Origin of the sequence: Caballeronia sp. TF1N1 (genome assembly GCF_022878925.1) — a bacterium.
Lineage (GTDB): Bacteria > Pseudomonadota > Gammaproteobacteria > Burkholderiales > Burkholderiaceae > Caballeronia.
Window position 1 is genome coordinate 911,540 of sequence record NZ_CP084627.1, and the last position, 24,305, is coordinate 935,844.

The 24,305-nt window shown below is 62.2% G+C and carries 25 protein-coding genes; 17 read left to right on the plus strand and 8 right to left on the minus strand.

What is annotated here, in order from left to right:
* The first annotated feature begins 48 nt into the window (after positions 1 to 48).
* Entirely contained in the window at positions 49 to 1,485 is a 1,437-nt protein-coding gene (locus tag LDZ28_RS18160; protein ID WP_244828382.1) for a dihydrolipoyl dehydrogenase, read from the plus strand.
* Between the two features lie 69 nt (positions 1,486 to 1,554).
* Here LDZ28_RS18160 and LDZ28_RS18165 read toward each other — a convergent pair whose 3' ends face one another.
* The 3 genes from LDZ28_RS18165 to LDZ28_RS18175 all read right to left on the minus strand — a co-directional run bounded on the left by LDZ28_RS18165 (position 1,555) and on the right by LDZ28_RS18175 (position 4,632).
* Complete coding sequence (locus LDZ28_RS18165) at positions 1,555 to 1,911, minus strand: hypothetical protein (RefSeq protein WP_244828383.1); 357 nt, start codon at positions 1,909 to 1,911, stop codon at positions 1,555 to 1,557.
* Positions 1,912 to 2,177: 266 nt separating this feature from the next.
* Complete coding sequence (mmsB, locus tag LDZ28_RS18170) at positions 2,178 to 3,071, minus strand: 3-hydroxyisobutyrate dehydrogenase (RefSeq protein ID WP_244828384.1); 894 nt, start codon at positions 3,069 to 3,071, stop codon at positions 2,178 to 2,180.
* Between the two features lie 13 nt (positions 3,072 to 3,084).
* Complete coding sequence (locus tag LDZ28_RS18175; protein ID WP_244828385.1) at positions 3,085 to 4,632, minus strand: CoA-acylating methylmalonate-semialdehyde dehydrogenase; 1,548 nt, start codon at positions 4,630 to 4,632, stop codon at positions 3,085 to 3,087.
* Between the two features lie 192 nt (positions 4,633 to 4,824).
* On the opposite strand from LDZ28_RS18175, the gene LDZ28_RS18180 reads away from it, so the two are divergent.
* From LDZ28_RS18180 to infA, 6 genes are all read left to right on the plus strand, one after another.
* Complete coding sequence (locus tag LDZ28_RS18180; protein WP_244828386.1) at positions 4,825 to 5,787, plus strand: LysR family transcriptional regulator; 963 nt, start codon at positions 4,825 to 4,827, stop codon at positions 5,785 to 5,787.
* Between the two features lie 207 nt (positions 5,788 to 5,994).
* Positions 5,995 to 6,978 (plus strand): M23 family metallopeptidase, encoded by a 984-nt coding sequence (locus LDZ28_RS18185; protein WP_244828387.1) that lies wholly within the window; start codon positions 5,995 to 5,997, stop codon positions 6,976 to 6,978.
* A complete protein-coding gene (locus LDZ28_RS18190; RefSeq protein ID WP_244828388.1) occupies positions 6,965 to 7,321 on the plus strand; it encodes a hypothetical protein in 357 nt (118 codons plus the stop codon). The genes LDZ28_RS18185 and LDZ28_RS18190 overlap by 14 nt, the downstream gene beginning before the upstream one ends.
* A gap of 63 nt (positions 7,322 to 7,384) precedes the next feature.
* On the plus strand, positions 7,385 to 7,825 hold the full coding sequence (locus LDZ28_RS18195) for a polymer-forming cytoskeletal protein (RefSeq protein WP_244828389.1): 441 nt from the start codon (positions 7,385 to 7,387) through the stop codon (positions 7,823 to 7,825).
* Positions 7,826 to 7,999: 174 nt separating this feature from the next.
* Positions 8,000 to 8,977, plus strand: coding sequence for a magnesium/cobalt transporter CorA (gene corA, locus LDZ28_RS18200; protein WP_244829707.1), 978 nt, complete (start codon positions 8,000 to 8,002; stop codon positions 8,975 to 8,977).
* A gap of 543 nt (positions 8,978 to 9,520) precedes the next feature.
* Positions 9,521 to 9,787: a translation initiation factor IF-1 gene (infA, locus tag LDZ28_RS18205; RefSeq protein ID WP_244828391.1), complete on the plus strand. Its 267-nt coding sequence runs from the start codon at positions 9,521 to 9,523 to the stop codon at positions 9,785 to 9,787.
* A gap of 180 nt (positions 9,788 to 9,967) precedes the next feature.
* Here the strand turns inward: infA and LDZ28_RS18210 are convergent, their stop codons facing one another.
* From LDZ28_RS18210 to zwf, 3 genes are read right to left on the minus strand one after another with little or no spacing between them, the layout of a single operon-like run.
* A complete protein-coding gene (locus LDZ28_RS18210; protein WP_244828392.1) occupies positions 9,968 to 10,855 on the minus strand; it encodes an HAD family hydrolase in 888 nt (295 codons plus the stop codon).
* Positions 10,852 to 11,697 carry an ROK family protein gene (locus LDZ28_RS18215; RefSeq protein WP_244828393.1) on the minus strand — a complete coding sequence of 282 codons (846 nt, stop codon included), beginning with the start codon at positions 11,695 to 11,697 and terminating at the stop codon, positions 10,852 to 10,854. Before LDZ28_RS18215 ends, LDZ28_RS18210 begins: the two co-directional genes overlap by 4 nt.
* A 17-nt stretch (positions 11,698 to 11,714) precedes the next feature.
* Positions 11,715 to 13,295, minus strand: coding sequence for a glucose-6-phosphate dehydrogenase (gene zwf / locus LDZ28_RS18220; protein WP_244828394.1), 1,581 nt, complete (start codon positions 13,293 to 13,295; stop codon positions 11,715 to 11,717).
* A 221-nt stretch (positions 13,296 to 13,516) separates the two neighbouring features.
* Here zwf and LDZ28_RS18225 point away from each other — a divergent pair, with 221 nt between their 5' ends.
* From LDZ28_RS18225 to LDZ28_RS18250, 6 genes are all read left to right on the plus strand, one after another.
* The gene (locus tag LDZ28_RS18225) at positions 13,517 to 14,359 is read left to right on the plus strand and encodes an arylamine N-acetyltransferase (protein WP_244828395.1); all 843 of its coding nucleotides are present in this window, start codon (positions 13,517 to 13,519) and stop codon (positions 14,357 to 14,359) included.
* 50 nt (positions 14,360 to 14,409) lie between these two features.
* The gene (locus LDZ28_RS18230) at positions 14,410 to 16,113 is read left to right on the plus strand and encodes a penicillin-binding protein 2 (protein ID WP_244828396.1); all 1,704 of its coding nucleotides are present in this window, start codon (positions 14,410 to 14,412) and stop codon (positions 16,111 to 16,113) included.
* Between the two features lie 124 nt (positions 16,114 to 16,237).
* Positions 16,238 to 16,570 (plus strand): hypothetical protein, encoded by a 333-nt coding sequence (locus LDZ28_RS18235; RefSeq protein ID WP_244828397.1) that lies wholly within the window; start codon positions 16,238 to 16,240, stop codon positions 16,568 to 16,570.
* Positions 16,571 to 16,576: 6 nt separating this feature from the next.
* A complete protein-coding gene (locus LDZ28_RS18240) occupies positions 16,577 to 16,846 on the plus strand; it encodes a hypothetical protein (RefSeq protein WP_244828398.1) in 270 nt (89 codons plus the stop codon).
* A 336-nt stretch (positions 16,847 to 17,182) separates the two neighbouring features.
* Positions 17,183 to 17,491: a hypothetical protein gene (locus LDZ28_RS18245; RefSeq protein ID WP_244828399.1), complete on the plus strand. Its 309-nt coding sequence runs from the start codon at positions 17,183 to 17,185 to the stop codon at positions 17,489 to 17,491.
* Positions 17,492 to 17,653: 162 nt separating this feature from the next.
* The gene (locus LDZ28_RS18250; protein ID WP_244828401.1) at positions 17,654 to 17,965 is read left to right on the plus strand and encodes a beta-xylosidase; all 312 of its coding nucleotides are present in this window, start codon (positions 17,654 to 17,656) and stop codon (positions 17,963 to 17,965) included.
* Between the two features lie 62 nt (positions 17,966 to 18,027).
* Here the strand turns inward: LDZ28_RS18250 and LDZ28_RS18255 are convergent, their stop codons facing one another.
* Together LDZ28_RS18255 and LDZ28_RS18260 are read right to left on the minus strand one after the other, a co-directional pair.
* Positions 18,028 to 18,936, minus strand: a complete 909-nt coding sequence (locus LDZ28_RS18255; RefSeq protein WP_244828402.1) for a formate/nitrite transporter family protein — start codon at positions 18,934 to 18,936, stop codon at positions 18,028 to 18,030.
* Positions 18,937 to 19,034: 98 nt separating this feature from the next.
* Positions 19,035 to 20,066 carry a HoxN/HupN/NixA family nickel/cobalt transporter gene (locus LDZ28_RS18260; RefSeq protein ID WP_244829708.1) on the minus strand — a complete coding sequence of 344 codons (1,032 nt, stop codon included), beginning with the start codon at positions 20,064 to 20,066 and terminating at the stop codon, positions 19,035 to 19,037.
* A 303-nt stretch (positions 20,067 to 20,369) separates the two neighbouring features.
* Between LDZ28_RS18260 and LDZ28_RS18265 the strand changes: the two genes are divergently transcribed.
* From LDZ28_RS18265 to LDZ28_RS18280, 4 genes are all read left to right on the plus strand, one after another.
* A complete protein-coding gene (locus tag LDZ28_RS18265; protein WP_244828403.1) occupies positions 20,370 to 21,464 on the plus strand; it encodes a fatty acid desaturase in 1,095 nt (364 codons plus the stop codon).
* Positions 21,465 to 21,526: 62 nt separating this feature from the next.
* Entirely contained in the window at positions 21,527 to 22,342 is an 816-nt protein-coding gene (locus tag LDZ28_RS18270; RefSeq protein ID WP_244828404.1) for a phosphate/phosphite/phosphonate ABC transporter substrate-binding protein, read from the plus strand.
* A gap of 134 nt (positions 22,343 to 22,476) precedes the next feature.
* Positions 22,477 to 23,472 (plus strand): luciferase-like monooxygenase, encoded by a 996-nt coding sequence (locus LDZ28_RS18275; protein ID WP_244828405.1) that lies wholly within the window; start codon positions 22,477 to 22,479, stop codon positions 23,470 to 23,472.
* A 212-nt stretch (positions 23,473 to 23,684) separates the two neighbouring features.
* Positions 23,685 to 23,936, plus strand: coding sequence for a hypothetical protein (locus LDZ28_RS18280; RefSeq protein WP_370652151.1), 252 nt, complete (start codon positions 23,685 to 23,687; stop codon positions 23,934 to 23,936).
* Positions 23,937 to 24,305: the final 369 nt, after the last annotated feature.

Below are 24,305 nucleotides of genomic sequence, written 5' to 3' on the forward strand. Positions count from 1 at the left end.
ACAAACGAAGGCCAGCGGGCCGCAACCATATAACCAACGGGACATACGATGAAGACAATCACAGTAGACGTCGCCGTGATCGGGGCGGGCACGGCCGGTCTCGCCGCGTTTCGCGCGGCAAGCGAGGCTGGCGCGAAGGCCGTCGTGATCGAAAGCGGCGAACTGGGAACGACGTGCGCGCGCATCGGCTGCATGCCGTCGAAGCTCTTGCTCGCCGCCGCGAATGGCCTGCACGACGCGCACGCGCTGGCTCCGCGCGGTATCGAAGGCACGCATGCGCTCGATGCCAATTTCGCGCACGTGCTCGACTATGTGCGGCACGAGCGCGATCACTTCGTGAATAGCGTGATCGAGGAAACGAAGTCGTTTCCCGACGGGTCGATCCTGCGCGGCCACGCCCGCTTCGACGGGCCGACGACGCTGGTCGTCAGCGACGAGACGCGCATCGAGGCGAAAAGTATCGTGATCGCGACGGGCGCAGCGCCCGTGATTCCCGACGAGTTGAAGGTTTTTGAGGACAAACTCATCACGAGCGACGATCTGTTCGAACTGCACACGTTCCCAAAGCGCATGGCCATCTTCGGCGCGGGACCGATCGCGCTGGAACTCGGACAGGCGCTGTCGCGGCTGGGCGTCGAAATATTCGTGTTCGCGAAAGGCGGCGGCGTCGGCGCGATCAGCGACACGCCCGTGCGCGATGCGCTCGCCGCCGCGCTCGCCGACGAGTTCTATCTCGATGCGGATGCGAAGATCGACGAAATGTCGCTCATGGACGGGCAACCGACGCTGCGCTTCAAGACGCCCCAAGGCGACGAGCGCATCGAGCGCTTCGATCTCGTGCTCGCCGCGACCGGACGCGCGCCGAATCTAAAGCCGCTCGACCTCGGCAAAACGGGCATCGAGCTGAACGACAAGGGCGTCCCGCTCTTCGACGAAAACACCATGCAATGCGGCAAGAGCGCGATTTTCATTGCAGGCGATTGCGACGGCACCCGTCCCTGGCTACAGGATGCCGCCGACGAAGGCAAGCTCGCAGGCGACAATGCGGCGCGCTTCCCGGACGTGAAGCCGGTCAAGCGCAAGGTGCCCTTTTCCATCGTGTTCTGCGAGCCGCAGGTGGCGATCGTCGGCGCAGCCTACGACGATCTCGACAAGCAGATGACGGTGACGGGCGAAGTATCGTTCGAGACGCAAGGACGCAGTCGTGTGATGCGGCAGAATCGCGGCCTTCTCCATATCTACGCCGATGCCAAAACCGGCAAGCTGCGCGGCGCGCAAGGCTGCGGCCCGGCGATGGAACATCTCGGGCATTTACTCGCCTGGGCATTGCAACTCGACTTGACGCTGGACGAAACGCTGAAGCTGCCTTTCTATCACCCGGTTGTCGAAGAAGGATTGCGCACCGCGTTAAAAGATGCGAATAGAAAGTGCTATGAAGAACGCTCGGAGACGCCACCGGGATTGCCCAGCGCCGCAGGTTATTGAACGCCTAAACAAGAAAGGCCGGCTGCAAAAGCAGCCGGCCCCTTTTGACTCAGAGCAAGAACGCGTGATTTAGCTTTGGCTCAAACCATATTGCAGTGCAAGGTCAAATCCGAGGACGACGAGCGAACAAAACAGCCCCAGCGACAAATTCGCAAGGCGATGCCCCACGTCCTTATGCTTCGTCAACACCGCGCCCGCCAGGAAAGCAATTTCAACGATGACCTGCATGGCGAACACGGCGATCATCAACGCGAACTCATAACCCATCGCGTTGAAATTCATGAAATTAAAGCCATTGACCGCAACGTAAGACCCTACTCGCCAGATTTCGTATGCCAATAACAGCAACGGGAAAAAGTAGCTGGCTACATAAGTCGGCAGCGTGGCGTGCCGCAATTCCATATTTAAGTGTCGTGTTACTTGCATCGCGTACTCCTCGTCTGAGCGCCCGACAGGCCGGGCTAATCGCCTGCATCCAGTAACGCCATTACAGCCGTGTTTTAACAGCACAAGGGCGTCGTGCTTTCAGAATAGGACAATTTCCGAGAAATTGAATCATCGTTATCCCGATGATTCCACCCAGTAAGGGGTTTAAAGCGACATGGTGCAGTGCAGCTTAATAAAGCGATTATTACGTTAAGACGAATTAGGCACGCACGTGCGTGCCTAATTAACCTATTGCTTAATCTGCGTTACCGCTCCTGGGTTTTTCCGTATAACTTGATAATGCCCGAAAAGTCGAGTCCGCCTAATCCCTGCTGGCTCATCGACTGATACAACTGTTGTGCCAGGGCGCCCATGAAGACGGGCTGTTTCGCGCCGCGCGCGGCATCGACGGCAAGGCCGAGATCCTTGAGCATGAGATCCGCGCCGAAGCCACCGCTATATCCGCGCGAAGCCGGCGCGGTTTCGATAATCCCCGGATAGGGATTACACGTATCCGAACTCCAGCAACGCCCCGTCGATGTATTGACAATACTCGCCAGTTTCGAAGGATCGATACCGAGCGTTTCTCCGAGTTTCATTGCTTCGGCTACGCCGATCATCGAAATACCAAGCAGCAGGTTATTGCAGATCTTCGCAATCTGGCCCGTTCCCGTTTCGCCGCAACGCACCATGTTTTTACCCATGCCCGCCAACACGGGACGCAAGGTTTCGAAAAGCGCTTCTTCCGCGCCGACCATGAAGGTGAGCGTGCCAGCCTGCGCGCCGACCACGCCGCCGGACACCGGCGCGTCCGCGAACGGATTGCCGTGCTCCGCCGCCGCCGCGCCGATGAACTTCGCCGTCGCCGGGTCGATCGTGCTGCTGTCCACGAGCGGAACGCCTGCCTTGACGCCCGCGAGCACGCCGTCATCGCCGAGATAGACCGCCTTCACGTGCGCGGCGGCGGGCAGCATGGTGATGACCACTTCCGCGTCCCGCACCGCGTCGCTCGGGCGCGCGGCGAGCGTCGCGCCTGCCGCTTTCGCCGCATCGAGCGCGGGCGTGGAAAGATCGAACGCCGTCACCGCGTGACCGGCCTTGAGGAGATTCGCCGCCATCGGGCCACCCATGTGCCCGAGTCCGATAAAGCCGATATGCATCGCTGTCTCCTGTTTAACGCAACGCGATGGTCGTGTTGACGCCGTCGTTGACGGTGGCGTCGTCGAACCAGCGCGCGGTCACGGTTTTAGTCTGCGTATAGAACTGCACGACCTGCTTGCCGTACGGACCGAGATCGCCGAGCTTCGAGCCGCGCGATCCCGTGAAGCTGAACGCGGGCACCGGCACCGGAATCGGAATGTTGATGCCGACTTGACCGATATCGATCTCGCTCTGGAACTTGCGCGCCGCCGCGCCGCTTTGCGTGAAGAGGCCGACGCCGTTGCCCATCGGATTGCGGTTCACGAGTTCGATCGCGTCTTCGAGCGTCGCCGCTTCCAGCACGCACAGCACCGGCCCGAATATCTCCTGCTTATAGATGGTCATCTCGGTGGTGACGCCCGTGAAAATGGTCGGCGCGATGAAGTTACCGCTCTCGTAGCCTTCGATCGACACGTCGCGTCCGTCGAGCGCGAGCGTCGCGCCCTCTTCCACGCCTTGGCCGATCAGCCCGAGAATGCGTTCCTTCGCTGCCTTCGATACAACCGGCCCGACATCCGTATTCGGCTCCGTGCCGCCGTTGACTTTTAGCGAGCGCGCGCGTTCGACGAGTTCCGGCACCCAGTCCTTGGCCGCGCCCACGAACACCGCGACCGAGGTCGCCATGCAGCGTTGTCCCGCCGCGCCGAAGCCCGCGCCCGCGAGCGCGTTGAGCGTCTGCTCCTTGTTGGCGTCGGGCAGGACGACGGCGTGATTCTTGGCGCCCATCATCGACTGGACGCGCTTGCCGTGCTGGCTTGCGAGGTTGTACACGTGCGTGCCGACCGCCGTCGAGCCGACGAAGGAAATCGCGCGGATCAGCGGATGCGTGCAGATGGCATCCACCACTTCCTTGCCGCCGTGCACGACGTTGAGCACGCCCGGCGGAATGCCCGCTTCGACCGCGAGTTCGACCAGTTCCATGGTCGAAAGCGGATCTTGTTCCGATGGCTTCAGCACGAAAGTGTTGCCGCAGACGATCGCCATCGGGAACATCCAGAGCGGGATCATGGCCGGAAAGTTGAAAGGCGTGATGCCCGCGCAGACGCCAATCGGCTGGCGCAGCGTGTAGGTATCCACGCCGCCCGCGACGTTCTCCGAAAACTCGCCCTGTTGCAGCGTGCTGATGGAACACGCATGTTCGACGACTTCGAGGCCGCGGAAGATATCGCCTTCGGCATCGGCCAGCGTCTTGCCTTGCTCGGCGGTCAGCGTCTGCGCCACGCGTTTCAGGTTCTGCCGCACCAAATCCTGAAAGCGCAGCATGAGGCGCATGCGCACGCCGAGCGGTGTGGTGCGCCAGGTCTGAAACGCCTTGTGCGCGGCAGTGACGGCGGCATCGACTTCTTCCTTGGTCGCGAACGGCACGCGGCCGACGACTTCCTGCGTCGCCGGATTGACGATATCGCGCCAATCCGCAGTCTTCGAGTCGATGAATTTGCCGTCGATCAGCAATTTGGCCGTGCGAGTCGACGTGTCTGCGCGAGCCACGCCTTGAGCCGGATGTTCAGCAGCAATATTCACGAATGTCTCCTTGTTGGAATGTCATGCAGAAAGGACGAACGGAAGCGACGGGACGCGCCAGAAGGCCAGCGGCAAGGGAATCAGCATGTCGTCTCCGGAATCGTTATCGGCGCGCCGTCATGCAGCGCACTCGTACCCTTGAGTATAGTTATGCAAAAGTCCATCGACGCGCCATAAAAACACCCGATCGATATGCAAAAACACACGAACTTCGATCTAAGCAAACTCAACTGGGACGACCTGCGCTATTTCCTCGAAGTCGCCCGCACGCAGCGCGCGAGCCACGCCGCCAAGCGGCTGGGCGTGGATTACACGACGGTCGCGCGGCGCATTCGCGTGCTGGAAGACGCACTCGGCGCGCTGCTCTTCGATAAATCGCGCAGTGGCGGCTTCGTCCTTACGGCGGAAGGACAACATCTGCTCGGTTTCGTCGATTCGATCGAGACCACGGTACAGTCCGGCACCGAGCAAATTGCCAACACGGGCCACGCGCTGTCCGGCCACGTGCGTGTCGGCTCGACGGAAGGTTTCGGCTGCTTTTTCCTTGCGCCGCAACTCGCGCGCTTTCAAGATGCGCATCCGAACATTTCCATCGATCTGCTGCCCGTGCCGCATTTCGTGAGTCTCTCGAAACGCGAAGCGGATATCGCCGTCACGCTCGAACGCCCGGAGCAAGGCCAGTACGTCTACACGAAGCTCTGCGATTACCGACTCAAGCTCTACGCCACCGCCGAATATCTCGACGCGCATCCGCGCATCCAGACGAAGGACGATCTGCCGCGTCATCGTTTCGCGAGTTATATCGACGATCTCGCCTTCAGCTACGAGCTGCTTTACTTGGAGCGCGCGGTGCCGGGCGCGGTTTCGCGCTTTCGCAGCACGAGCGTGATCGGGCAGTACTTCGCCGCGTTGCAGGGCCGCGCGCTCGCCATCCTGCCGTGCTTCATGGCCGCGCCGGATGCGCGACTCGTGGCGGTGTTGCCGGAGCAAGTCGAAGTGACGCGGGCGTTTTATCTTTCTTGCCGCGAGGACTTGCGCAAGCTCAGACGCATCACGACAGTGTGGGATTACTTGCGCGAAGCAGCGGACGCCAACCGCGCGTTTCTCATGGGCAGCGACTCGAACATGACGTGGGTCGACGTCAAGGCATCCTGATTAATTCCGAGAAAAATAAAGCAAAAAACGGAATTCGTAGCATTTTGATTCGAGACCTCAAATACGCGCATTCGTGCGGCATAATCGCCGGCCGGTTTCCATGTTCGATCCGCGCCGCGATCCTCCTATCCTCATGCTTTCGCCTAGTTTCATCCTGCTTCAATCCGCACGGGCTCACGACGCCCGTTCTGCTCGCGCGTCTCGCTAATGGCTTTCGTCATCTGGTCACGGCGATCGGTATCGAGCAAGCGCATTCGCTTCGTCGAAGCGCGTACCGCGCGTGCAATCGCCGTCGTCGCGCTGATCGCGCTGCTCATCGCGGCGCTCGCGCTCGGCATTGCCATCGGCACGATCTTCGGGCGCAGTCATCTCGGCGAGGAACACGCGCTCGTCTCGCGCAATTCCTACGAGATCGAACAACTCGGCCGTCTCAATGCCTCGCTGATCGAACTCGCGCCGCGCGTGGAAAGTCTTGCCGCGCAAGTCGGCGAACTGCACGATTTCGACGCTCACCTCAAGGCCGCGAACGGCGGCGAGGGCGGAGCACCCGGTGTCCACGACGTCCCCCCGCTGCCCGATAGCGACGAAGGCGGCCCCGCACTCGATGGCGCGGGCGGCCCCGAACTGCCACCGCATCTTTGCGATACGAACAGCAGCGCGACCGGCTCGCCCCGGCAGCGCATGAAGCGCGCCGAGCAGATCATCGACTGTATCGGCGACAAACTCTCGCTGCTCCAGGACAAGACCTTTGCACACTACGCCGCCTACATGGCCTACCCCGGCCGCGATCCTGCGCCGGGCTCGCACTTCGGCTCGCCTTACGGCAATCGCTTCGACCCGTTCACCGGCAGGCTCAGTTTCCATCCCGGCATGGATCTGGTCGCGCCCACGGGCACACCCATTCTCGCGAGTGCGGGCGGTCGCGTGGTCCAGGCCGGCGAGCATTCCGGCTATGGCAATGCGGTGGATATCCGTCACAGCAACGGCGTCGTCACGCGTTACGGCCATGCATCGAAACTGCTCGTGCATCAGGGCGAGTACGTGATGCCGGGACAAGAGATCGCCGAAGTCGGTTCCACGGGGCGTTCGACCGGACCGCATCTGCACTTCGAGGTGATCCTCGATGGCGCGCAGATCAATCCGAAGCCCTATCTCATGCTTTTCAGGGGCATCGCTCATGCGCAAGGCTGATTCCAAACGGGCGTCGATGCAACTCGCGCGCCACACCTACTCGCTCACGCCCAAGCGCAGTCTCGCGTTCGTACCGGGCGTCATCGCCGCGGTCTGCGCCATCGCCGCGCTCGGCGCTGCCGGCTATTCGCTCAAGACTTCGCACGAACAGGCGCGCAAGCTCGACGTGCTGTGCGCGCCGCCCGCCCCCGAACAGACGTTGCGCGATCAACTTCAGCATGCGCAATTCGCGCTCGAACAGGAAGCCGCGACGCGCACGGCGCTCGAACAACGCGCGGCGCAGGCCACCGCGCAGATCGAGAAATTACAGACCGATCTCGCCTTCCTCAAGAAACAGCGTTGATGCGCTTCTCGCCGCGCCGCCGGCGTCGCTCGTCACATCCAAACAGCATTGCAAGGACTCGATATGTTTTCATCGAAGAAAGACACTCAAGGCGTGAAGCAAGCCAAGCTTGCCACGCTCATCGCGCATAACGTTCATATCTCGGGCGACCTCGAATTCAGCGAGGGCCTGCGCATGGACGGTCAGGTCACTGGCAACGTGACGGGCCGCATGGGCGACGAGTCGCTGCTCGTCGTGAGCGATCAGGGCGCGATTCACGGCAACGTCGTCGCGCACGATGTAATCATCAACGGACGCGTGGTCGGCGACGTGACCGTCGCGAATTTCGTCGAGCTTCAGTCCAACGCTCACGTGCACGGCAACATCTACTATCAAAAGTTGCGCATGGACGTCGGCGCGACCGTAGAAGGCAAGCTGACTCGGCTCGATTCGATGCAAGGCGGCCTCGTCGCCACGCTGCCCGCGCCCGAACCCATTCCCGTGCTCGATTACTCGGCGAAATAAGGCGTCGCGTTCTTGCAGCAAGGGAAACAGCGAGCATGCAAGGCGAGGCATTTCCGCTAAGATTCGAGAGATGAAGAGGCCACGCGCTCGCGCCCTCGCATGTCGCTCGTACATGACGCGGCCCGAGCGCCCATCGACGCGTGGCCCGTGACATCGACACAACAAGGGCGCCCCATGCTGGTCAATTGCGCGGCTTATCAAAACGGCCGGAAGCTCGCGGACGTGCATATCGACGATATCAACGCTTATCGCGATCTGCCCGATTCTTTCATCTGGGTTGCATTGAAGGAACCTGGTCCCGGCGAACTCGCCCACATGACGCATCAGTTCGGCTTGCACGAGCTCGCGGTTGAAGACGCGCAAAACGGCCATCAACGTCCGAAGATCGAGGAATACGGCGATTCGCTATTCGCCGTGTTCCACACTGTCGAGTTCGATGAAGAAGGCGAAGTGCTCGTTGGCGAGATGAACGTATTCGTCGGCAAGAACTATGTGCTCTCGGTGCGTAATCGGACAACGCAAGGCTTTCAGGAAGTCAGAAAGCGCTGCGAGCGCGAGCCGCATTTGCTCAAGCACGGTCCGGCGTTCGTGATGTACGCGCTGCTCGACGCGGTGGTCGATCGTTACTTTCCCGTGCTGGAATCGCTCGGCTCGGAACTCGATGAAGTCGAGGAGCGCATCTTCGAACAGAACGGCTCGACGGCTTCGCGCGAGATCATCGAAGATCTCTATTCGCTCAAGCGCCGCATGACGATCCTGCAACATCACACGGCGCCGTTGCTCGAAGCAGTCAGCAAACTGTATGGCGGACGCTCGCCGGGGGTGTGCGCGGGCATGCAGGAATATTTCCGCGATGTGTACGATCACTTGTTGCGAATCGTGAAGACCATCGAAGGACGTCGCGAAATGATCGTCACCGCGATACAGGTGAATCTCGGCCTGATCGCGCTCTCGGAAAGCGAAGTAACCAAGCGTCTCGGTTCGTTCGCCGCGCTCTTTGCCGTACCGACCATGATCGCCGGCATCTACGGGATGAACTTCCATCGCATACCCGAGCTGGACTGGGCTTACGGCTATCCTGCGTGTCTTGCTGTCATGCTAGCGGTGGATTTAGTACTATATTGGCGCTTCAAGAAGGCAGGTTGGCTATAATGCTGTCTTGCGGAGTTCGCGCTTGGCGCCAAAACGGAACCAAAACGCGATTTCATTTGTCTAACAGAACATGTCGGCGCGAGGCGCTTCAGGGTCTGTCGGCAGGCTCACCGGTTCTGAGCTGGTAGCTTGAATTGACGCGAAACGGCCTCATATCTCCTCCAGACTGTTGCCAGCGCGCATTCGACACATTCACTCTAAGCTTCACCTGTACCGCACCAACCGCACGTCGGCAAAAATTCAAGGTCCTGCACGGCCTTGGCCACGCCGATGTCGCCGTCCCGGTCATGCCGGCCAGGTGCTCACTTCCGAGCCGCCATGTCGTTCCGGCCTCTGTCCGTCAAGCTCTCGGGCCTGAATTGAGACGCGGCGCGCTCATCGTCAGGGGCGCGTCGGGCACCGCTTTCGCGCTTTGTTTGCGATGCACGCCGCCCTGCAGCGACCACGCCCGTGCAGCGCCGCCCGCCTTTTTGGCGACTTCCGCGGCGAGGCACTATGGCAACGGCGCGGCACCCATGATTACTACTTCAACAGGAGCTCCATATGGCGAAAGAAGAACTACTCGAACTCGACGGTATCGTTGATGAAGTGCTTCCCGACAGTCGCTACCGCGTGACGCTGGACAATGGCGTCGTCGTGGGCGCATACGCCTCGGGCCGCATGCGCAAGAACCACATTCGTATTCTCGCGGGCGACCGCGTGACGCTGGAATTGTCGGTGTACGACCTGACCAAGGGCCGCATCAACTTCCGGCACAAGGACGAACGCGCAGGCAGCGGTGGCCCGCGTGCGCCGATGCGCCGTCGTTAAGCGGCAACGTCGTACATGCTGTAACGGTTTGATCAGGAACGCGCCCGCCCGATCCGCGGCAAACGCGTGCATTACCTTGAGCGGATCTTCACAACTTCGACGCGGCCGCTAGCCAGCCCGGTTGGGCAAACCGTCACGGCTGCGCCACGCGTCGATGTCTGTACGTTTCGCTTAATCGAGCTATCGAGCGGCCCGCATCGCCAATATGGCGTCGAGGCCGATAGCGAAACCGTCTTCGTCATTGCTTGCCGAAACCAGGCTCGCGCGCCGTTGCACGGCCTCCGACGCTTGCCCCATGGCAATCGACACACCCGCAATTTCGAACATGGCGACATCGTTTCCCATGTCGCCGAGCACGGCCACACGATCCAGCGGCACATTCGCGCGCTTCGCCAGCTCGCGCACGGCGTCGCCCTTATTGGCTTCGAGGCTCGTGACATCGAGGTAATAGGTTTGCGAACGCGCCGCGTGTGCGCGATCCTTCAGTTGCTCCTCCAACTGTTTCTCGACCTTTTCGATCAGCGTTGCATTCGAAGTCGAACCGACGATCTTGTCCACCGCCGACAGATCGAGTTCGTCGAAGCGCTGTACGCGCACGCCTTCGTAGCCCACGGTGCGCGTTTCGAGCGGCACGTATTCGCCATCGGGATTGGTCAAGTACCAGTTATCGTCGATGAACACCCAGGCATCCACGCCGGTTTCGGCAAGCGTGTCCAGCGCGGTCTGCACGGCATCGCGCGGCAGTTTGTGCGCGGCGAACGTTTCCCACGTTCCCGGCTGAACCAGACTGCCGCCGTTGTAGGACCCAAACGGCAAATCCACGCCGAGCGTCTTCACGATATGACGCATGCCCTTGCCCGGCCGGCTGCTCGCCACCGTGAACTGCACGCCCGCTTCGCGCAGGCGCCGCACGGCGTCGACGGCTTTGTCGCCGAGCGTCTTGTCGGTGTAGAGCAGCGTGCCGTCGCAATCGGTGACGACGAGTTCGACCTTCGCGAGCGCCTCGAACGCGGCGGCGCCGTCGCCGGTTGCGCTATGGAGGCCGTAGCGGATATCGGCGGCGCTCATGCTTGCGCTCCCTTTTCCTTCTCCGCGTGCTGCGTATTGAAATGCGGCAACTGACGCGTTTCCCGCACGGAACGCGGATGCCAGAGCTTCGCGCCGCCTTCGATGCCCGCCGCGTTCGACACCACCGCCACGTTCGGCGGTAACTCGAACTTCAGATTCGCGGCATTGCCGCCGCCGATCCACAGCTTGTCGTAATTCACGAGCGACGACAGAATGCCGATGACCTTCTGTACGCGCTTGTTCCAGCGTTTATTGCCCGCCTTCTCGCGCGCCGCCGCGCCGATGTATTGGTCATACGCGTCGCCCTTCTTCGACACCGGATGATGCGCGAGTTCCAGATGCGGCATGAGTTCGCCGTCGCGAAAGAGCGCGGTGCCGGCGCCGGTGCCAAGCGTCAGCACGAACTCCAGGCCGCGCCCTTCGATAGCCGCGAGCCCCTGCATTTCGGCATCGTTGATCATGCGCACGGGCACGCCGCCGACGCGCTGCGAGATCAAATCCGCGAGCGGGATGCCGTTCCAGTATTCGTTGCCGAGATTGGGCGCGGTCAGGACGACGTTGTTGCGCACCACGCCCGGAAAGCCGATGGAAATATGCGTCGGCGGTTCGGCAACGAGCGGCTCGACCAGCTTGATGAGCGTATCGACGAGCACTTCGGGCGTCGCCGGATGCGGCGTTGCCACGCGCAGGCGATCGCTCTTCATTTCGCCTTCTTCCGAGATGATCGCGGCTTTCAAGCCCGTACCGCCCACGTCGATGGCGAGAATGCGCTCGGCGCGCGCGGCGCCTTTGTCGATGGTCGTGCGGCTCTTGGTTTTTTTCGCTACGGATGTCGTGCTCACGCTTTTCGTCCCCTTGATCAGTCGGTTTTCTTGATGGTGTCGGTAAGCGAGCGCCACGCGCGGCCATCGGCTGCGAGCAGCTTGTCGGATTCCTCGGGCCCCGCGCTACCGGCCGGATAGCCGTGCACCTCGACCTCGCCGTCATGCGGATGCAGTACGTCGTCCACCGCGGCCCATGCCGTCTCGATGCTGTCCGCGCGCTGAAACAGCGTCTCGTCGCCGAGCATGCAGTCGTAGAGCAGCGTCTCGTAACCGACGTTGGCGCGCTCCGCGAAGAAATCGCCGTAATTGAACGCCGAGCGCACCGCGCCGATCTGCATGATCGGTCCCGGCACCTTCACGTTGAAGTCGAAACTCGTGCCGTGCGCCGGATCGATACGTAGCGTGAAGACGTTGGGCGTGAGTTCATCGACGGGCGTGTCGCGGAACAGGCGAAACGGCACGGCCTTGAGATAGATCGAAATCTCCGTGCGGCGCTCGGTCAAACGCTTGCCAGTGCGCAAGTAAAACGGCACGCCCGCCCAGCGCCAGTTGTCCACATAGACGCGCGCCGCGGCATAGGTTTCGGTGCGGCTGTCTTTGGCGACGCCGTCTTCTTCCTTGTAACCTTTGCCCGCTGGACCGTCCTCGTACTGGCCGAATACGACGTCTTGAGGATGCAGCGGCACGATTGCATCGAACACCTCGGCTTTCTTGTCGCGCACGGTTTCGGCGTCGAAGGAATTGGGCGGCTCCATTGCCACCATGCCGAGCAACTGGAACAGATGGTTCGGCAGCATGTCGCGAAATGCGCCGGTCTGTTCGTAGAAGCTGCCGCGCCCTTCCACTCCGATGGTTTCCGCCGCCGTGATCTGCACGTGATCGATGTACTCGCGCCGCCACATCGGCTCGAACATGGCGTTGGCGAAGCGCACGGCGAGAATGCTCTGCACCGTGTCCTTGCCGAGAAAATGGTCGATGCGATAAACCTGCGACTCCGACGCATACGAAAGAATGCAGCGATTGAGCTCCTGCGCCGTGGCCAGGTCGGTACCGAACGGCTTCTCGATGACGAGGCGGCGGAAGCTGCCGTCCTTCTCTTCCAGCAGGCCCGCGCTGCCGAGATGCTCGACGATAGGTCCGAAGAACCGCGAGCTCACCGCCAGATAGAACACGACGTTGCCGCCCTTGGCCTTTGCGAGCCGGCTTTTGAGGCGCTCGAAGGTTTCGTCTTCGGTGAATTCGCCCGCGAAGTATTCGAGCCGCTCGGTGACCCAGCTCCACGCTTTTTCGTTGAGTTGCGACGTGTGGAACGTGCTCGCTTTGTCGGCGGCGAACTTGCGTAGCGACTGCGTCAGCTCATCGCGCCAGTCGGCGGTTTCGCGCTCGCCATGATTGACGCCGATGATCTGCATGCCGTCGTCGAGCAGGCCATCCGATGCGAGGTTGTAGAGCGCGGGCATCAGGAGCCGCTTGGTGAGATCGCCGCCCGCGCCGAAGATGACCAGCGTGCAAGGCGGCGCGGGATGCTTGCCGGCAAGCGGCGTGGCCTGTTCCGGCTTTTGCCCGCTCAATTGCGTTGGATTCGATTGCTGTGCTTCGTTGTTCTCGTTCGGCATGACTCGTTTGCCCCTTGATCGTTTTGTGCAGTACTCAGGACAGACCCCGAGCGACACGGCACAGTTCAAAAGCTTGCAGTGCTTTGCGGTAGAAGCAATAAAGACGTATGGTTTTTGTAATTCGCAACCTTACGTGTCGTAAAATATGCGCGCCAGCGGCGTGGGTACGGGCGGTGCGGGGCATGCGTCATCATCAACCATCAATGCGACACGGACCTCACATGAATGCCGACGATACCAAGATCGACCTGCCCGCCTATTACAAACGCATCGGCTACGAACAAACGCAGCATACGGGGGCCACGCTCGAAACACTGCGCGCCCTGCATGCGCTGCACCCGCAAGCCATCCCGTTCGAAAATCTCGATGTCCTGCTCGGCCGTCCCGTTCGCCTAGATCTTGCCTCGGTTCAGCGCAAGCTCGTGACCAATGCGCGCGGCGGCTATTGTTACGAACACAATCTGCTGTTCCGCAGGGTACTAGAAGCGCTCGGTTTTCGCGCGCGAGGTTACGCGGGACGTGTGCTGTGGGGCCGCGACGATCCCGCCATGCCGCCGCGTGCCCACATGCTGCTGATCGTCGATCTCGACGAAGGTCCCTTCCTCACGGATGTCGGTTTCGGCGGCATGACGCTCTCCGCGCCGCTCGCGCTCAAGTCCGGGCTTGAACAGATCACGCCGCATGGCGCGTTCCGGCTCGACGGCATCGAAACCGGAACCATGCTGCCGGGCTACATTCTGAACGCCTATATCGACGGCGACTGGAAGCCGGTCTATCGCTTCGACCTCGATCCGCAATATGACGTCGACTACGAGATGTCGAACCATTTCGTGTCGACTTACCCGAGTTCCGTCTTCGTGAACAACCTGCTCGCGGCACGTCTTGCGCCCGGCAAGCGTTACGGGCTTTTCAACCGGCGCCTGAGCGTGCACGACGACCGCGAAGGCACCAGTCATCGCGAACTGAAGACGATAGAAGAACTAAGGCGTGTGCTGTCGGAAGAGTTCGCCATTCGTCTGCCGGATGCCGCCGATCTCGATGGCGCGCTCGCGCGGCTTCCGTAACGCATCGAGCGCAACGCCGATCCCACTCCCAGCACACGCACGAGACCACGATGCTCAAGAAAAAGACGCGCGGCGGCAGCGATTTTCAGACTCATCATCGCAGTACGATGCTCGCGCGGCAGTTGCCCGCGTGGCGTTCGCAACTCGTGGTGATCGGCCTTGCCGCGGCTTTTTTCGCGCTCGCCGGACGAGCGGCGTGGGTGCAGGTGGTCGACCGCGAGTTCTATATCGGCGAAGGCCAGAAGCGCTATCAGCGCACGCTCTCCTTGCAGGCGACGCGCGGCAAGATAGTGGACCGTCACGGCGCCATGCTCGCCGTCAGCCTGTCGACGTATGAAGTCTGGGCAAGCCCGAAACTCTTCGACGGCACGCGCGGCGACGACATCGCCCAACTGCTCGGCATGCCCGCGCGCGATTTGCAAAGACGCGTCGAAACCGGCCGCAGCTTTGTATTGCTCAGGCGGCAAGTGGAGGCCGAGACAGCGGAGAAGATCGCGCAGATTGGGCGCGCGGGCATCACGCTCGTGCCGGACACCAAGCGCTTTTATCCGGAAGGCGAATCGGCGGCGCATATCGTCGGCTTCACCGACAACGAGGACAACGGTCAGGAAGGCGTCGAACTCGCGGCGAACGCGCGTCTGACAGGCGAAGCGGGTCAGCGCGAAGTAATTCGCGACCGGCTCGGGCGCGTGATATCGCAGATCGGCGAGCCCGACTTGCCGCAAAACGGCGAGACCATTGCGCTCACCATCGACCGGCGCATTCAGCAGCTTGCGCATACGCATCTGAAGGCGGCAATTGCGAAGCATCGGGCGCGCGCGGGCAGTGTCGTCGTGCTCGACGCCAAGACCGGCGAAGTGCTCGCGCTCGCCAACTATCCGACCTTCGATCCGAACGACCGCAGCCATTTGACCGGAGAGCAACTGCGCAATCGCGCGCTCACCGATACCTTCGAGCCCGGCTCCACCATCAAGCCGCTGGTCGCCGCGTTGTCCATCGACCTCGGCAAGGCGCGGCCGGAGACGCGCATCGATACGTCGCCCGGCACGCTCAAGATCGGCCCGAACGTGATCCACGATACGTCGAATCACGGCGTCATCACCGTGTCGGAGGCGGTGCAGATGTCGAGCAACGTCGCGCTCACGAAGCTCGCGCTGCAGATTCCCGCGCAGACCATCTGGGACAAGTACCGCGATTACGGCATCGGCCGCGCGCCGGAGCTGACTTTTCCGGGCGCGGCGGTCGGCAGGTTGCGCGCGCCCGAACGCTGGAAGCCGATCGAGCAGGCGACCATGGCTTATGGCTACGGCATGTCGCTGTCGCTCGTGCAGATTGCGCAGATTTATACGGCCTATGCCGGCGACGGGCGCTTTCGCGCGGCCACGCTTATTCAGGGCGAAACGCGCCGCGACCCGTTGCAGGTCACGAAGCCCGCCACCGCGAAGGCCGTGCGCAACATGCTGGAAATGGCGATGGGACCGAACGGCACCGGCCGCGCCGCCGCGGTCGAAGGCTATCGCGTGGGCGGCAAGACCGGCACGGCGAGGAAGCAGATCGGGCGGTCGTATGCGGCGAACAAGTATCGCGCGTCGTTCGTCGGCATCGCGCCGATGAGCGATCCACGCGTGATCGTCGCGGTAATGATCGACGAGCCGTCGGGCACGACGTATTACGGCGGGACAGTGGCGGGGCCGGTGTTCTCTGGCATCGTCGGCGCGACATTGCCATTGCTGGGCGTGCCGCCGGATGCTTGAGCGGGCGCGCACTTTGCTGCCCATTCATCGAGCGCGAACCTTGCCGCATGGCCGCCTTATCGAACTGTAAAGGCCCTGTGCTCTAATGCGGGTTCGCAGAGAACAACGGTCATTCGGGAGACTCATGAAGAAATATGTCGCGGCGCTAGCGCTGCCTTTGCTCATTACCGCGTGCGGCCGTTTTCATAATGCCGATGCCGGGCAACCCGAAGTCGAAGCCGCATCCACGGATAACCGGGTCGGCGAGATCGTCCAGTGCATCACCGACGAAGCAAGGAAGCACGACACCAAATACAAGTCGACGCCAATCCCGCAGGGCACCATGCTCGAATTCGGCGATTCGAACGTCGTCAAGGTCCGCTACGACAACGGCGAGACCACGTACCGCTTTTATCCCGGCGAGCGCCACGCATCGAATCTTTGGATCGAAGGCGCTGGCAAGAAGTGCGCGCCCTGAGTCCAAATGCGCTCGACCAAAGCCATCAACGCCGTCGAACGGCTTAAAACGCGTAGCGGCAACGCCCACTATGCGGCCGTCTCCATGCCCGGCGGCTACTTCTATCTAATCGAACGATCGGCGGAAGGCTCGCGCAAGATCTCCGAGCCAATGCCAATGGACGATTTCGTCGCCTTCGTCAACGCGCGCGAGCCCGGCAAGCCGCGCAAGGTCAGCAAGCTCGACGAGGCGCTCGAAGCGCAGATCAGCCGCAGCGGCAAGCGCGCGTCCGAGTAGCAGTTTCGTCTTCGCGGGTAGTCCCGCATCCTTCCGAATCTCATCAGCCCTTTGCGCGGCGCAGCGCACATAGCGCCGCACCGCGCCTGCTTGAATGTGCGATGCCAGACGGAGCGCCGCCTCGCCGTTTGCGACTATTTTTTCAACGATTCGCAAGGCGTTGACATGGGGATGTCGTCGCCGCACGAGTCGTGAAAACAAAGACGAGTAAGGGGCGCTCACGACGGTTCGACCAGAGCCGGCGTGGGTGATCGGGGTACGGGGTGAAGCGGCTACGGCGTAGCGCGACGATGAGCGAATTCATCGGGTGCTTGCCTGCCGAGAGGAAGACCACAAATGAAAAAAAAGAAAAGTGAGACCAAGGGCAGTCTCTTGCCCTCGGCCATGGCGGATCTCGAACTTCAGCATATCGAGCGCGCAGTCGCGCAGCTTCGCACGATGAACAACCAGTCTTCCGGCACGCTCAACGTCGACTATTGGCGCGAGCGGCTTGCGGCGGTATCGGCGGGATTCGCGCTCGTGCCGGCGCAGAAGCAGCGCATCGAAGCGCTTTCGACGGCGCTCGATTCCGTGAGCAGCAAAGGGCCGAGCGGCCCGGGAAGCCGCAAGAAATCCACGAACAGGCTGTGGGCGAAAGCGGCCTAAAAACCGCTTTCGCCACTCGCGCCGGGCGGCGCGAAATTCCGCGCTTCGGCGCGCGCTATTGTCATATCCGTTCGCGCGAAAGCTGCGCGAGGGGTTCCCGGTGCTCACTGCCGGGCATCGTTCCTGCTCGATGAAAGGTCATCGATTCGTACAGGGAACGCCATGTCCAACACATCACACCGCACCTCGAAGATGGTCGCTGCTATCGTTGCCATCGGCACGACGGTGTTCAGCACTTACGGCTTTGCGCAGATCGTCCAGGGCTCCGGCTCCGACTCGCAAGAAAGTCGCGCCTCGGATTCGACTTCGCGTGCGAATCCGGCGGGCGTGACGGTGCATGAGTCGCAAAAGCCGCAATCGAAGGATGCGGCGGGCGCGGCGCGAGGCCCCAGCGCCGGCAAGGATCACAAGACCGATGGCGCGGGCGGGTTCAACAACGGCCTATACGGCACGGGAGCTGGCAACAATAAATAAGGCGTGTGGTCGGATAGCGATCAGGGCGTTGCCGGTACCCGACGCCCTGCCCCGCCTATCCGTTACTTCTCGCCTTGCGGCGTTCCCTCGATTTCCGGCGCAATGGCCGCGTGATTCACGATCGCCACGAGCGATATCCCGCCGAGCATATTGCCGATCACGGTCGGAATCATAAAGACCAGAAAGTAATCGCCGATACTCGCCGCGCCGATCATCACCGCATAGGCCGCTTCCACCGATCCCGCGATCACGTGCGTCAGCTTGCTCACGGCAACCGTGTAAGTGACGATCAAAATAGTCAGCAGCCGCGCCGAGCGCGCGCTCGGCAGCAGCCAGACCATCAACGCGATCAGCCATCCCGAAAACACGCCGCGCACGAGCGTCACGCCGAAGTCGGCGGAAAACGGCATCTCGGCGACGTGGGCAAGCGCTTCGGTGACTTCCGGCGAAAAGACGCCCTTGATCTGCAGAATGCCCGCGAAAATTGCCGTGCCGACAAGGTTGAAGACGAGCACGATCGCCCAAAGCCGCAGTGTCTTGAACAGCGTCTTCATATCGCGGCGCGTGAGCACCGGCAACACAGCGGTCAGCGTGCTCTCGGTGAACAACTGCTGGCGTCCGAGCACGACGAACACGAAACCGATCGTATAGCCGAAGCTCGATACGAGCGAACGCCAACTCGTCTCCGGTAACGAGCTTTCGAGAATCGCCTGGACGAGAAACGAGAAACCCATCGAAAGGCCGGCGGCAAGCGCCGACCACATCAGCGCGCCGAAGGTCCGCTCCATCGCCGCCTCGCCTTCTTCGCGGACGATTTCATGGACGACGAGCGCATGCGGCGTCGAATGCTCGGCCGCCTGTTCACGCTCGGCGTTATCGAGGTTGGGCGACTGTGCGCCAGCGGAACTTTCCTTGGGAGACGCTTCGGTGGATGTTTCTTCTTGCTGCGCGCCGGGTTTCGGCTGTGACATGTTTTTCTCCCTGAAAGCCGCTCGATGCAGGGATCGGATGAGCGGCGGCGAAGCTTTCAAGCAGAAAGAATGCCCGACGAGTCAGTTTGATGACATTCCTAGCGGACGATGCCGCCATCCAGCGAATCGTAGCCGCGCCACTTATAGATCAGCGCTGAAATAAGCCAGCACGCGGCGAAGAGACCGACGATTGCATAACCGAGCGCGCCGAAGTGTTCGGAGAGCACGGCGACCGCGTCCCACAGTCCGCCCTTCAGTTGCAACCGGTCCGCGATCAACCCGAGCGCTTCGATGCCGCCTATCAGCACCGCGATCAGCACCGACACCAGCGTGACCGTGAGGTTGTAGTAGAGCTTGCGGATCGGCTTCATGAAAGCCCAGCCATAGGCGCCGACCATGAGCATGCTGTCGGCGGTATCGATGAGCGACATGCCCGCGGTGAAAAGCACCGGAAACACGAGGATCGACCACACCGGCATGCCGCGCGCGGCTTCCGCGGCGGCGATACCCATGAGGCCGATCTCGGTCGCCGTGTCGAAACCGAGTCCGAAGAGAAAGCCGAGCGGATACATATGCCAGCTTCGGCTGATGAGGCGGAAAAGCGGCCGGGCGACGCGCGCGATCGGTCCGCCGCCCGCCATCAGCAAATCGGCGTCGTCGTCGCGCCATGCTTCGCCGCGACGCACGCGCCTGAATGCGCGCCAGACGCCGCGCAGCACGAACAGATTCATCGCCGCGATGGCGAAGAGAAAAAGCGCGGAGACGGACGTCCCGATCACCGCGCCGATCTCACGATACTGCACAAAGCGGCCCTGCACGGCGAACGCGGTCGCGGCAATGAGCGCGCTCGCCACCACGACGACCGTCGAATGGCCGAGCGAAAAGAAGATGCCGACGCCAAGCGGACGCTTACCCTGCTGCATCATTTTGCGCGTGACGTTATCGATGGCGGCGATGTGATCGGCATCCACGGCATGGCGCAGTCCGAGCGAATACGCCAGCAGCGACGTGCCGAGCAGCACCGGATAGTGCCGGAACGCGACGAGCGCCCAGAGCCACGCGAGCACATTGAAGACGATGAGCCCGGCAAACATGCGCGTCGACTTGCGTCGCAGACTGAAAGCGCCCATTCGCCCGGCAGTCTCGATGCCCGCGCTGTGACTCGGGTTGGCGTCTCTGTCGTGAAATCGGGACATGTCGGTGGATTTGGGGCCACAAAGGGTCAAAGGATACCGCGCTTCGATGGGCGGCCAATAATCGGCGCGGCCACTCCCGCGCGTTCGGCGCGTTCACCGGGCAATCACGTGACCTGCCGCATATATGACTTTTTGCCTATTCCTATTCGCTGAGCGGGGAAAACATAGGCGGATTCATTGGTTGGGCGCATCGAAGCGCGCAGCTAGGATGGCACTTCGCTTATCCCGACTTTCGCCATGCCCCGCTATCTCGACGACGCGCAACGCGAGCAACTCCAGGAACAACGCGCGACGTGGCGCTGGCGCAGCGCGTGGCCGACGTGGCTCGTGATCGTCGCGGTGTACAGCGGCTGGTTCGGCGTGGCGCTCCATGCGCGCACGCTCGGCTTGCCGGTCACGCTCACGCTGCTCGCGGTGCTCTCGTGCTGGTACATGTCGCTGCAGCACGAACTGCTGCATGGACATCCCACGCGCTGGCCGCTCGTCAACATGCTTTTCGGCCTGGCGCCGCTCGCCGTGTGGTTTCCGTATGCGGTGTATCGCGACTCGCATCTGCGTCATCACGACGACGCGCATCTGACCGAGCCCGGCCGCGACCCGGAAAGCTATTACGTCACGCCGGAGCAGTGGGCCAATGCGGGCGTCGTATTGCGCGCGGCCCTCGCTGCCCGCAATACGTTCTTGGGCCGCGTGCTGATCGGTCCATGGTTCTCGATCGCCGCCTCGTGGCGCGAAGCCGCGCAGGCGGTCGCGCTGGGTCAATGGCGGATCGTCGCGAGCTGGCTCGTGCACGCAGCGTCGCTTGCCGCGCTTGCATGGTGGCTCGATGCCCGTTGCGGCATTCCGTGGCGCGCTTTTCTGTTCGGCGTCGGTTATGCATCGCTGGCGCTGGCTTCGGTGCGATCGTTTCAGGAGCATCGGGCGGAAGGCGATGCCCGCGAACGCACCGTTCTGAACGAGGCCGCGTGGCCCTGGCGACTGCTGTTTCTGAACAACAATTACCATTCGGTGCATCACGACTTGCCCGGCGTGCCGTGGTTTGTGCTGGGCGCGGTGTATCGGCAGCGGCGCGAAGCGTACGGCGCGAGCAATGGCGGATTTGTCGTGCGCGGGTACGGCGAGTGGATCAAAAAGCATGCGTTCGCGCGCGCGGTTTCACCAGTGCATCCGTTCGCGGGCGGGACGCGCGCGCCGGTGGAATGGATCGCCGATACCTCCGTCACGACGCGCAAAAATGCGATGCAACGCGGCGCGGCCAAGCGCTTCGGGCAGCCAGTGCTCGTCAGGGCTGCGGCGTCCACGCGTGATTCGCGCTCGGCGAAGGTTTCTTAGATCGGCCTGCGGTCGAGCCGCCCTGTACGATAGAGCGTTCTCGCTTCTCGCAAAGCTCGCCCATGCAATGGATCACCGCACTTCCGATGTACAACGTCACGCCCGCGCTGGCTGCCGACTGGCGCGCGCTGCTGACGGACGTGAAAGCGCGGGTGACAGACTGGCTGGACGAACGCGCTGATACGCTCGACATCGTCGATCCGGGCGCGGATCTCACCACTTTCTGGCAACGCGACGATCTGCTCCTGTCGCAAACCTGCGGTTATCCGCTCGTTCACGCGCTCGAAGGCCGCGTGCAACTCGTCGCCACGCCCAATTTCGATGTCCCCGGCTGCGCGAATGGCAGCTATCGCAGCGTGATCGTCGCCGGAAAGCACACGCAAGCGACGACGCTCGCCGACTGTCGCGGCCTTAGAGCCATCTACAACAGCGACGACTCCAACAGCGGCATGAACTTACTGCGTCACGCGGTCGCGCCGCTGGCCCGCGAAGGCCGCTTCTTCGCATCGGTCGAGCGAAGCGGCGGGCATCTGGCTTCGCTTCAAGCGCTCGCGACGGACCGAAGCGCGGATGTCGCCGCCATCGACTGCGTGACCTTTGCTTACGTGCGCGAACATGTGCCGGAACTAGCCGAAGGCGTCAGGGAAATCGGCGTGACGGCGAGTTCGCCCGCGCTGCCTTTCATCGCCTCGAAGCGGGTTCCGCAAGACGGCATCGAGCGGCTCGCCGCCGCGCTCGCGGATTCCGTACGCGACCATCCCGCGCTTGCGCAACGGCTGCGGCTCGACGGCTTCGTGCGCCCCACGCGCGCCGACTACGCGCCGATTCTCGACCTCGAACGCGATGCCATCGCGCAAGGCTATCCGCAGCTCGCCTGATCGCTTCGGCAAGAATCCCGCACATTCGGCACAATCGACTTTTAAACGCGAGGCATCGGCGCGGCTTGTCCGCCAGCCGGGCCTGAACGCTGACGGCCACGCTTCTCGCCGTCCCACGCATCCGGAACGTCGCAATGATCCCCTTCTCGCTTCTCGACCTCTCACCGATTCCGCTCGGCTCGACCGCCTCCGACGCCTTCGCGCATTCGCTCGATCTCGCCCGTCACGCGGAAAGCTGGGGCTATAACCGCTATTGGCTCGCCGAGCATCACAACATGACGGGCATCGCCAGCGCGGCGACGGCGGTCGTGATCGGCCATATCGCGGCGGGCACCAAGACCATTCGCGTCGGCTCGGGCGGCATCATGCTGCCGAATCACGCGCCGCTCGTCATCGCCGAACAGTTCGGCACGCTCGCGTCGCTGTTTCCGGGACGTATCGACTTGGGCCTCGGACGCGCGCCCGGCACCGACCAGACCACGGCTCGCGCGCTGCGTCGCGACTTGCAAGGCAGCGCTGACTCCTTCCCTGACGATGTCGTCGAACTGCAGCGTTTTTTCGCCGATCCCGTCGAGGGACAACGCGTGCGCGCAGTGCCCGGCGCCGGTCTTCATGTGCCCATCTGGCTGCTCGGCTCGTCGCTCTTCAGCGCGCAACTGGCGGCGGCGCTCGGGCTGCCGTTCGCGTTCGCGTCGCATTTCGCGCCGGATTATCTGCTGACCGCGCTGGAGGTGTATCGCACGCAATTCCGGCCATCGGCGACGCTCAAGAAGCCTCACGCGATGGTCGGCGTGAACGTCTTCGCCGCCGATACCGTCGGTGAAGCCCTCTTTCTATTTACCTCGCTGCAGCAGCAGTTCATCAATTTGCGGCGCGGCACGCCCGGCCAGTTGCCGCCGCCCGTCCACCAGATCGCGTGGAGCGAGGGCGAGCGCGCAGGCGTCGAGCGGTCGCTCGCGTGTTCGGTGGTCGGCGCGCGCGCGGATGTCGAAGCGGGTTTGCGCTCGGTGATCGAGCAGACTCAGGCCGACGAGTTGATCGTCACGGCGCAGATCTTCGATCATCGAGCGCGTCTGCGCTCGTTCGAGATCACGGCGGAAGTACGCGATTCGATTGCCGCCGGCGGTTGAATCGGCGCAACGACGAAGGCCGCACGACATTCGGGAAAGCCCCTACGCTTTACGCGCGCGCTTTTGACAGGCAATAATGAGACAGGCGGGGCGCGTGCGCGCTTTGCATCTGCTTATCCGCCGTGTCTGCCTTCGTCGTGCGCCCGAAATTCGTGCATGAGAGAGGAGGCGCGGCAAGACAACAACAAATACGTCGCAAGACGGGAGGAAGAATGTCGATGCCGAAAAGCGCCGCCACGGGCGCCATGACGCTCCTGACGGAATACGATGAATCGAGCGGCCAGGAAGTGCGTTCGCTGCGGCTCGAACCCGCATCCGACGGCAAGGCTGTTCTGCTGATCGAGATCGACGAGCGCAAGCCGGGAATTCATCGTGAAGTTCGTTATGAAATTACGCCCGCCGAACTGATTGCGGCAATTCGCGCGCACGGTGCGGAATTGCCGGGTGAACAACATAGTCGTTAAAACAATTTAATAGTTGGCGCAAGCAGCATACAATAGCGTTCAGGCGACGCATCAGCCGTTCGGGAAACCGGGCGGTTCGAGTGTCGCTTTCCCGCAGTTCGTAGCCTCCCGACGTGACCTCCCGCGCGCACTATAGTCGTGCGTCCGTCATGGCGATTCCCGCACGAGCCAATGTCCGAAGCCGGTATTACTGTTATATAGCCGACACAGCGGGGACATTAATCGGTGTGGGCGGCGCGTGTGATGGGATAAGCGCGGTCTGCGGTAAATACACTAATTGACGCACGTTTCACTGTGCGTCACGCTGGATAAAACATATCAAACCTAGTCATCGAGCCGCCCCGGTCCGCGCGGGGCATCGGTTCGTCT

Coding starts and splice junctions, on each gene's coding strand:
- LDZ28_RS18165 (WP_244828383.1), bottom strand. CDS start 1,911: ATGCAAGTAACACGACACTTAAATATGGAATTGCGGCACGCCACGCTG.
- LDZ28_RS18260 (WP_244829708.1), bottom strand. CDS start 20,066: ATGGGCGCTTTCAGTCTGCGACGCAAGTCGACGCGCATGTTTGCCGGG.
- mmsB (WP_244828384.1), bottom strand. CDS start 3,071: ATGCATATCGGCTTTATCGGACTCGGGCACATGGGTGGCCCGATGGCG.
- LDZ28_RS18210 (WP_244828392.1), bottom strand. CDS start 10,855: ATGAGCGCCGCCGATATCCGCTACGGCCTCCATAGCGCAACCGGCGAC.
- LDZ28_RS18280 (WP_370652151.1), top strand. CDS start 23,685: ATGTCGATGCCGAAAAGCGCCGCCACGGGCGCCATGACGCTCCTGACG.
- LDZ28_RS18250 (WP_244828401.1), top strand. CDS start 17,654: ATGTCCAACACATCACACCGCACCTCGAAGATGGTCGCTGCTATCGTT.
- LDZ28_RS18190 (WP_244828388.1), top strand. CDS start 6,965: ATGCGCAAGGCTGATTCCAAACGGGCGTCGATGCAACTCGCGCGCCAC.
- LDZ28_RS18270 (WP_244828404.1), top strand. CDS start 21,527: ATGCAATGGATCACCGCACTTCCGATGTACAACGTCACGCCCGCGCTG.
- LDZ28_RS18180 (WP_244828386.1), top strand. CDS start 4,825: ATGCAAAAACACACGAACTTCGATCTAAGCAAACTCAACTGGGACGAC.
- LDZ28_RS18235 (WP_244828397.1), top strand. CDS start 16,238: ATGAAGAAATATGTCGCGGCGCTAGCGCTGCCTTTGCTCATTACCGCG.
- LDZ28_RS18275 (WP_244828405.1), top strand. CDS start 22,477: ATGATCCCCTTCTCGCTTCTCGACCTCTCACCGATTCCGCTCGGCTCG.
- LDZ28_RS18230 (WP_244828396.1), top strand. CDS start 14,410: ATGCTCAAGAAAAAGACGCGCGGCGGCAGCGATTTTCAGACTCATCAT.
- LDZ28_RS18240 (WP_244828398.1), top strand. CDS start 16,577: ATGCGCTCGACCAAAGCCATCAACGCCGTCGAACGGCTTAAAACGCGT.
- corA (WP_244829707.1), top strand. CDS start 8,000: ATGCTGGTCAATTGCGCGGCTTATCAAAACGGCCGGAAGCTCGCGGAC.
- LDZ28_RS18160 (WP_244828382.1), top strand. CDS start 49: ATGAAGACAATCACAGTAGACGTCGCCGTGATCGGGGCGGGCACGGCC.
- LDZ28_RS18265 (WP_244828403.1), top strand. CDS start 20,370: ATGCCCCGCTATCTCGACGACGCGCAACGCGAGCAACTCCAGGAACAA.
- LDZ28_RS18225 (WP_244828395.1), top strand. CDS start 13,517: ATGAATGCCGACGATACCAAGATCGACCTGCCCGCCTATTACAAACGC.
- zwf (WP_244828394.1), bottom strand. CDS start 13,295: ATGCCGAACGAGAACAACGAAGCACAGCAATCGAATCCAACGCAATTG.
- infA (WP_244828391.1), top strand. CDS start 9,521: ATGGCGAAAGAAGAACTACTCGAACTCGACGGTATCGTTGATGAAGTG.
- LDZ28_RS18255 (WP_244828402.1), bottom strand. CDS start 18,936: ATGTCACAGCCGAAACCCGGCGCGCAGCAAGAAGAAACATCCACCGAA.
- LDZ28_RS18245 (WP_244828399.1), top strand. CDS start 17,183: ATGAAAAAAAAGAAAAGTGAGACCAAGGGCAGTCTCTTGCCCTCGGCC.
- LDZ28_RS18195 (WP_244828389.1), top strand. CDS start 7,385: ATGTTTTCATCGAAGAAAGACACTCAAGGCGTGAAGCAAGCCAAGCTT.
- LDZ28_RS18185 (WP_244828387.1), top strand. CDS start 5,995: ATGGCTTTCGTCATCTGGTCACGGCGATCGGTATCGAGCAAGCGCATT.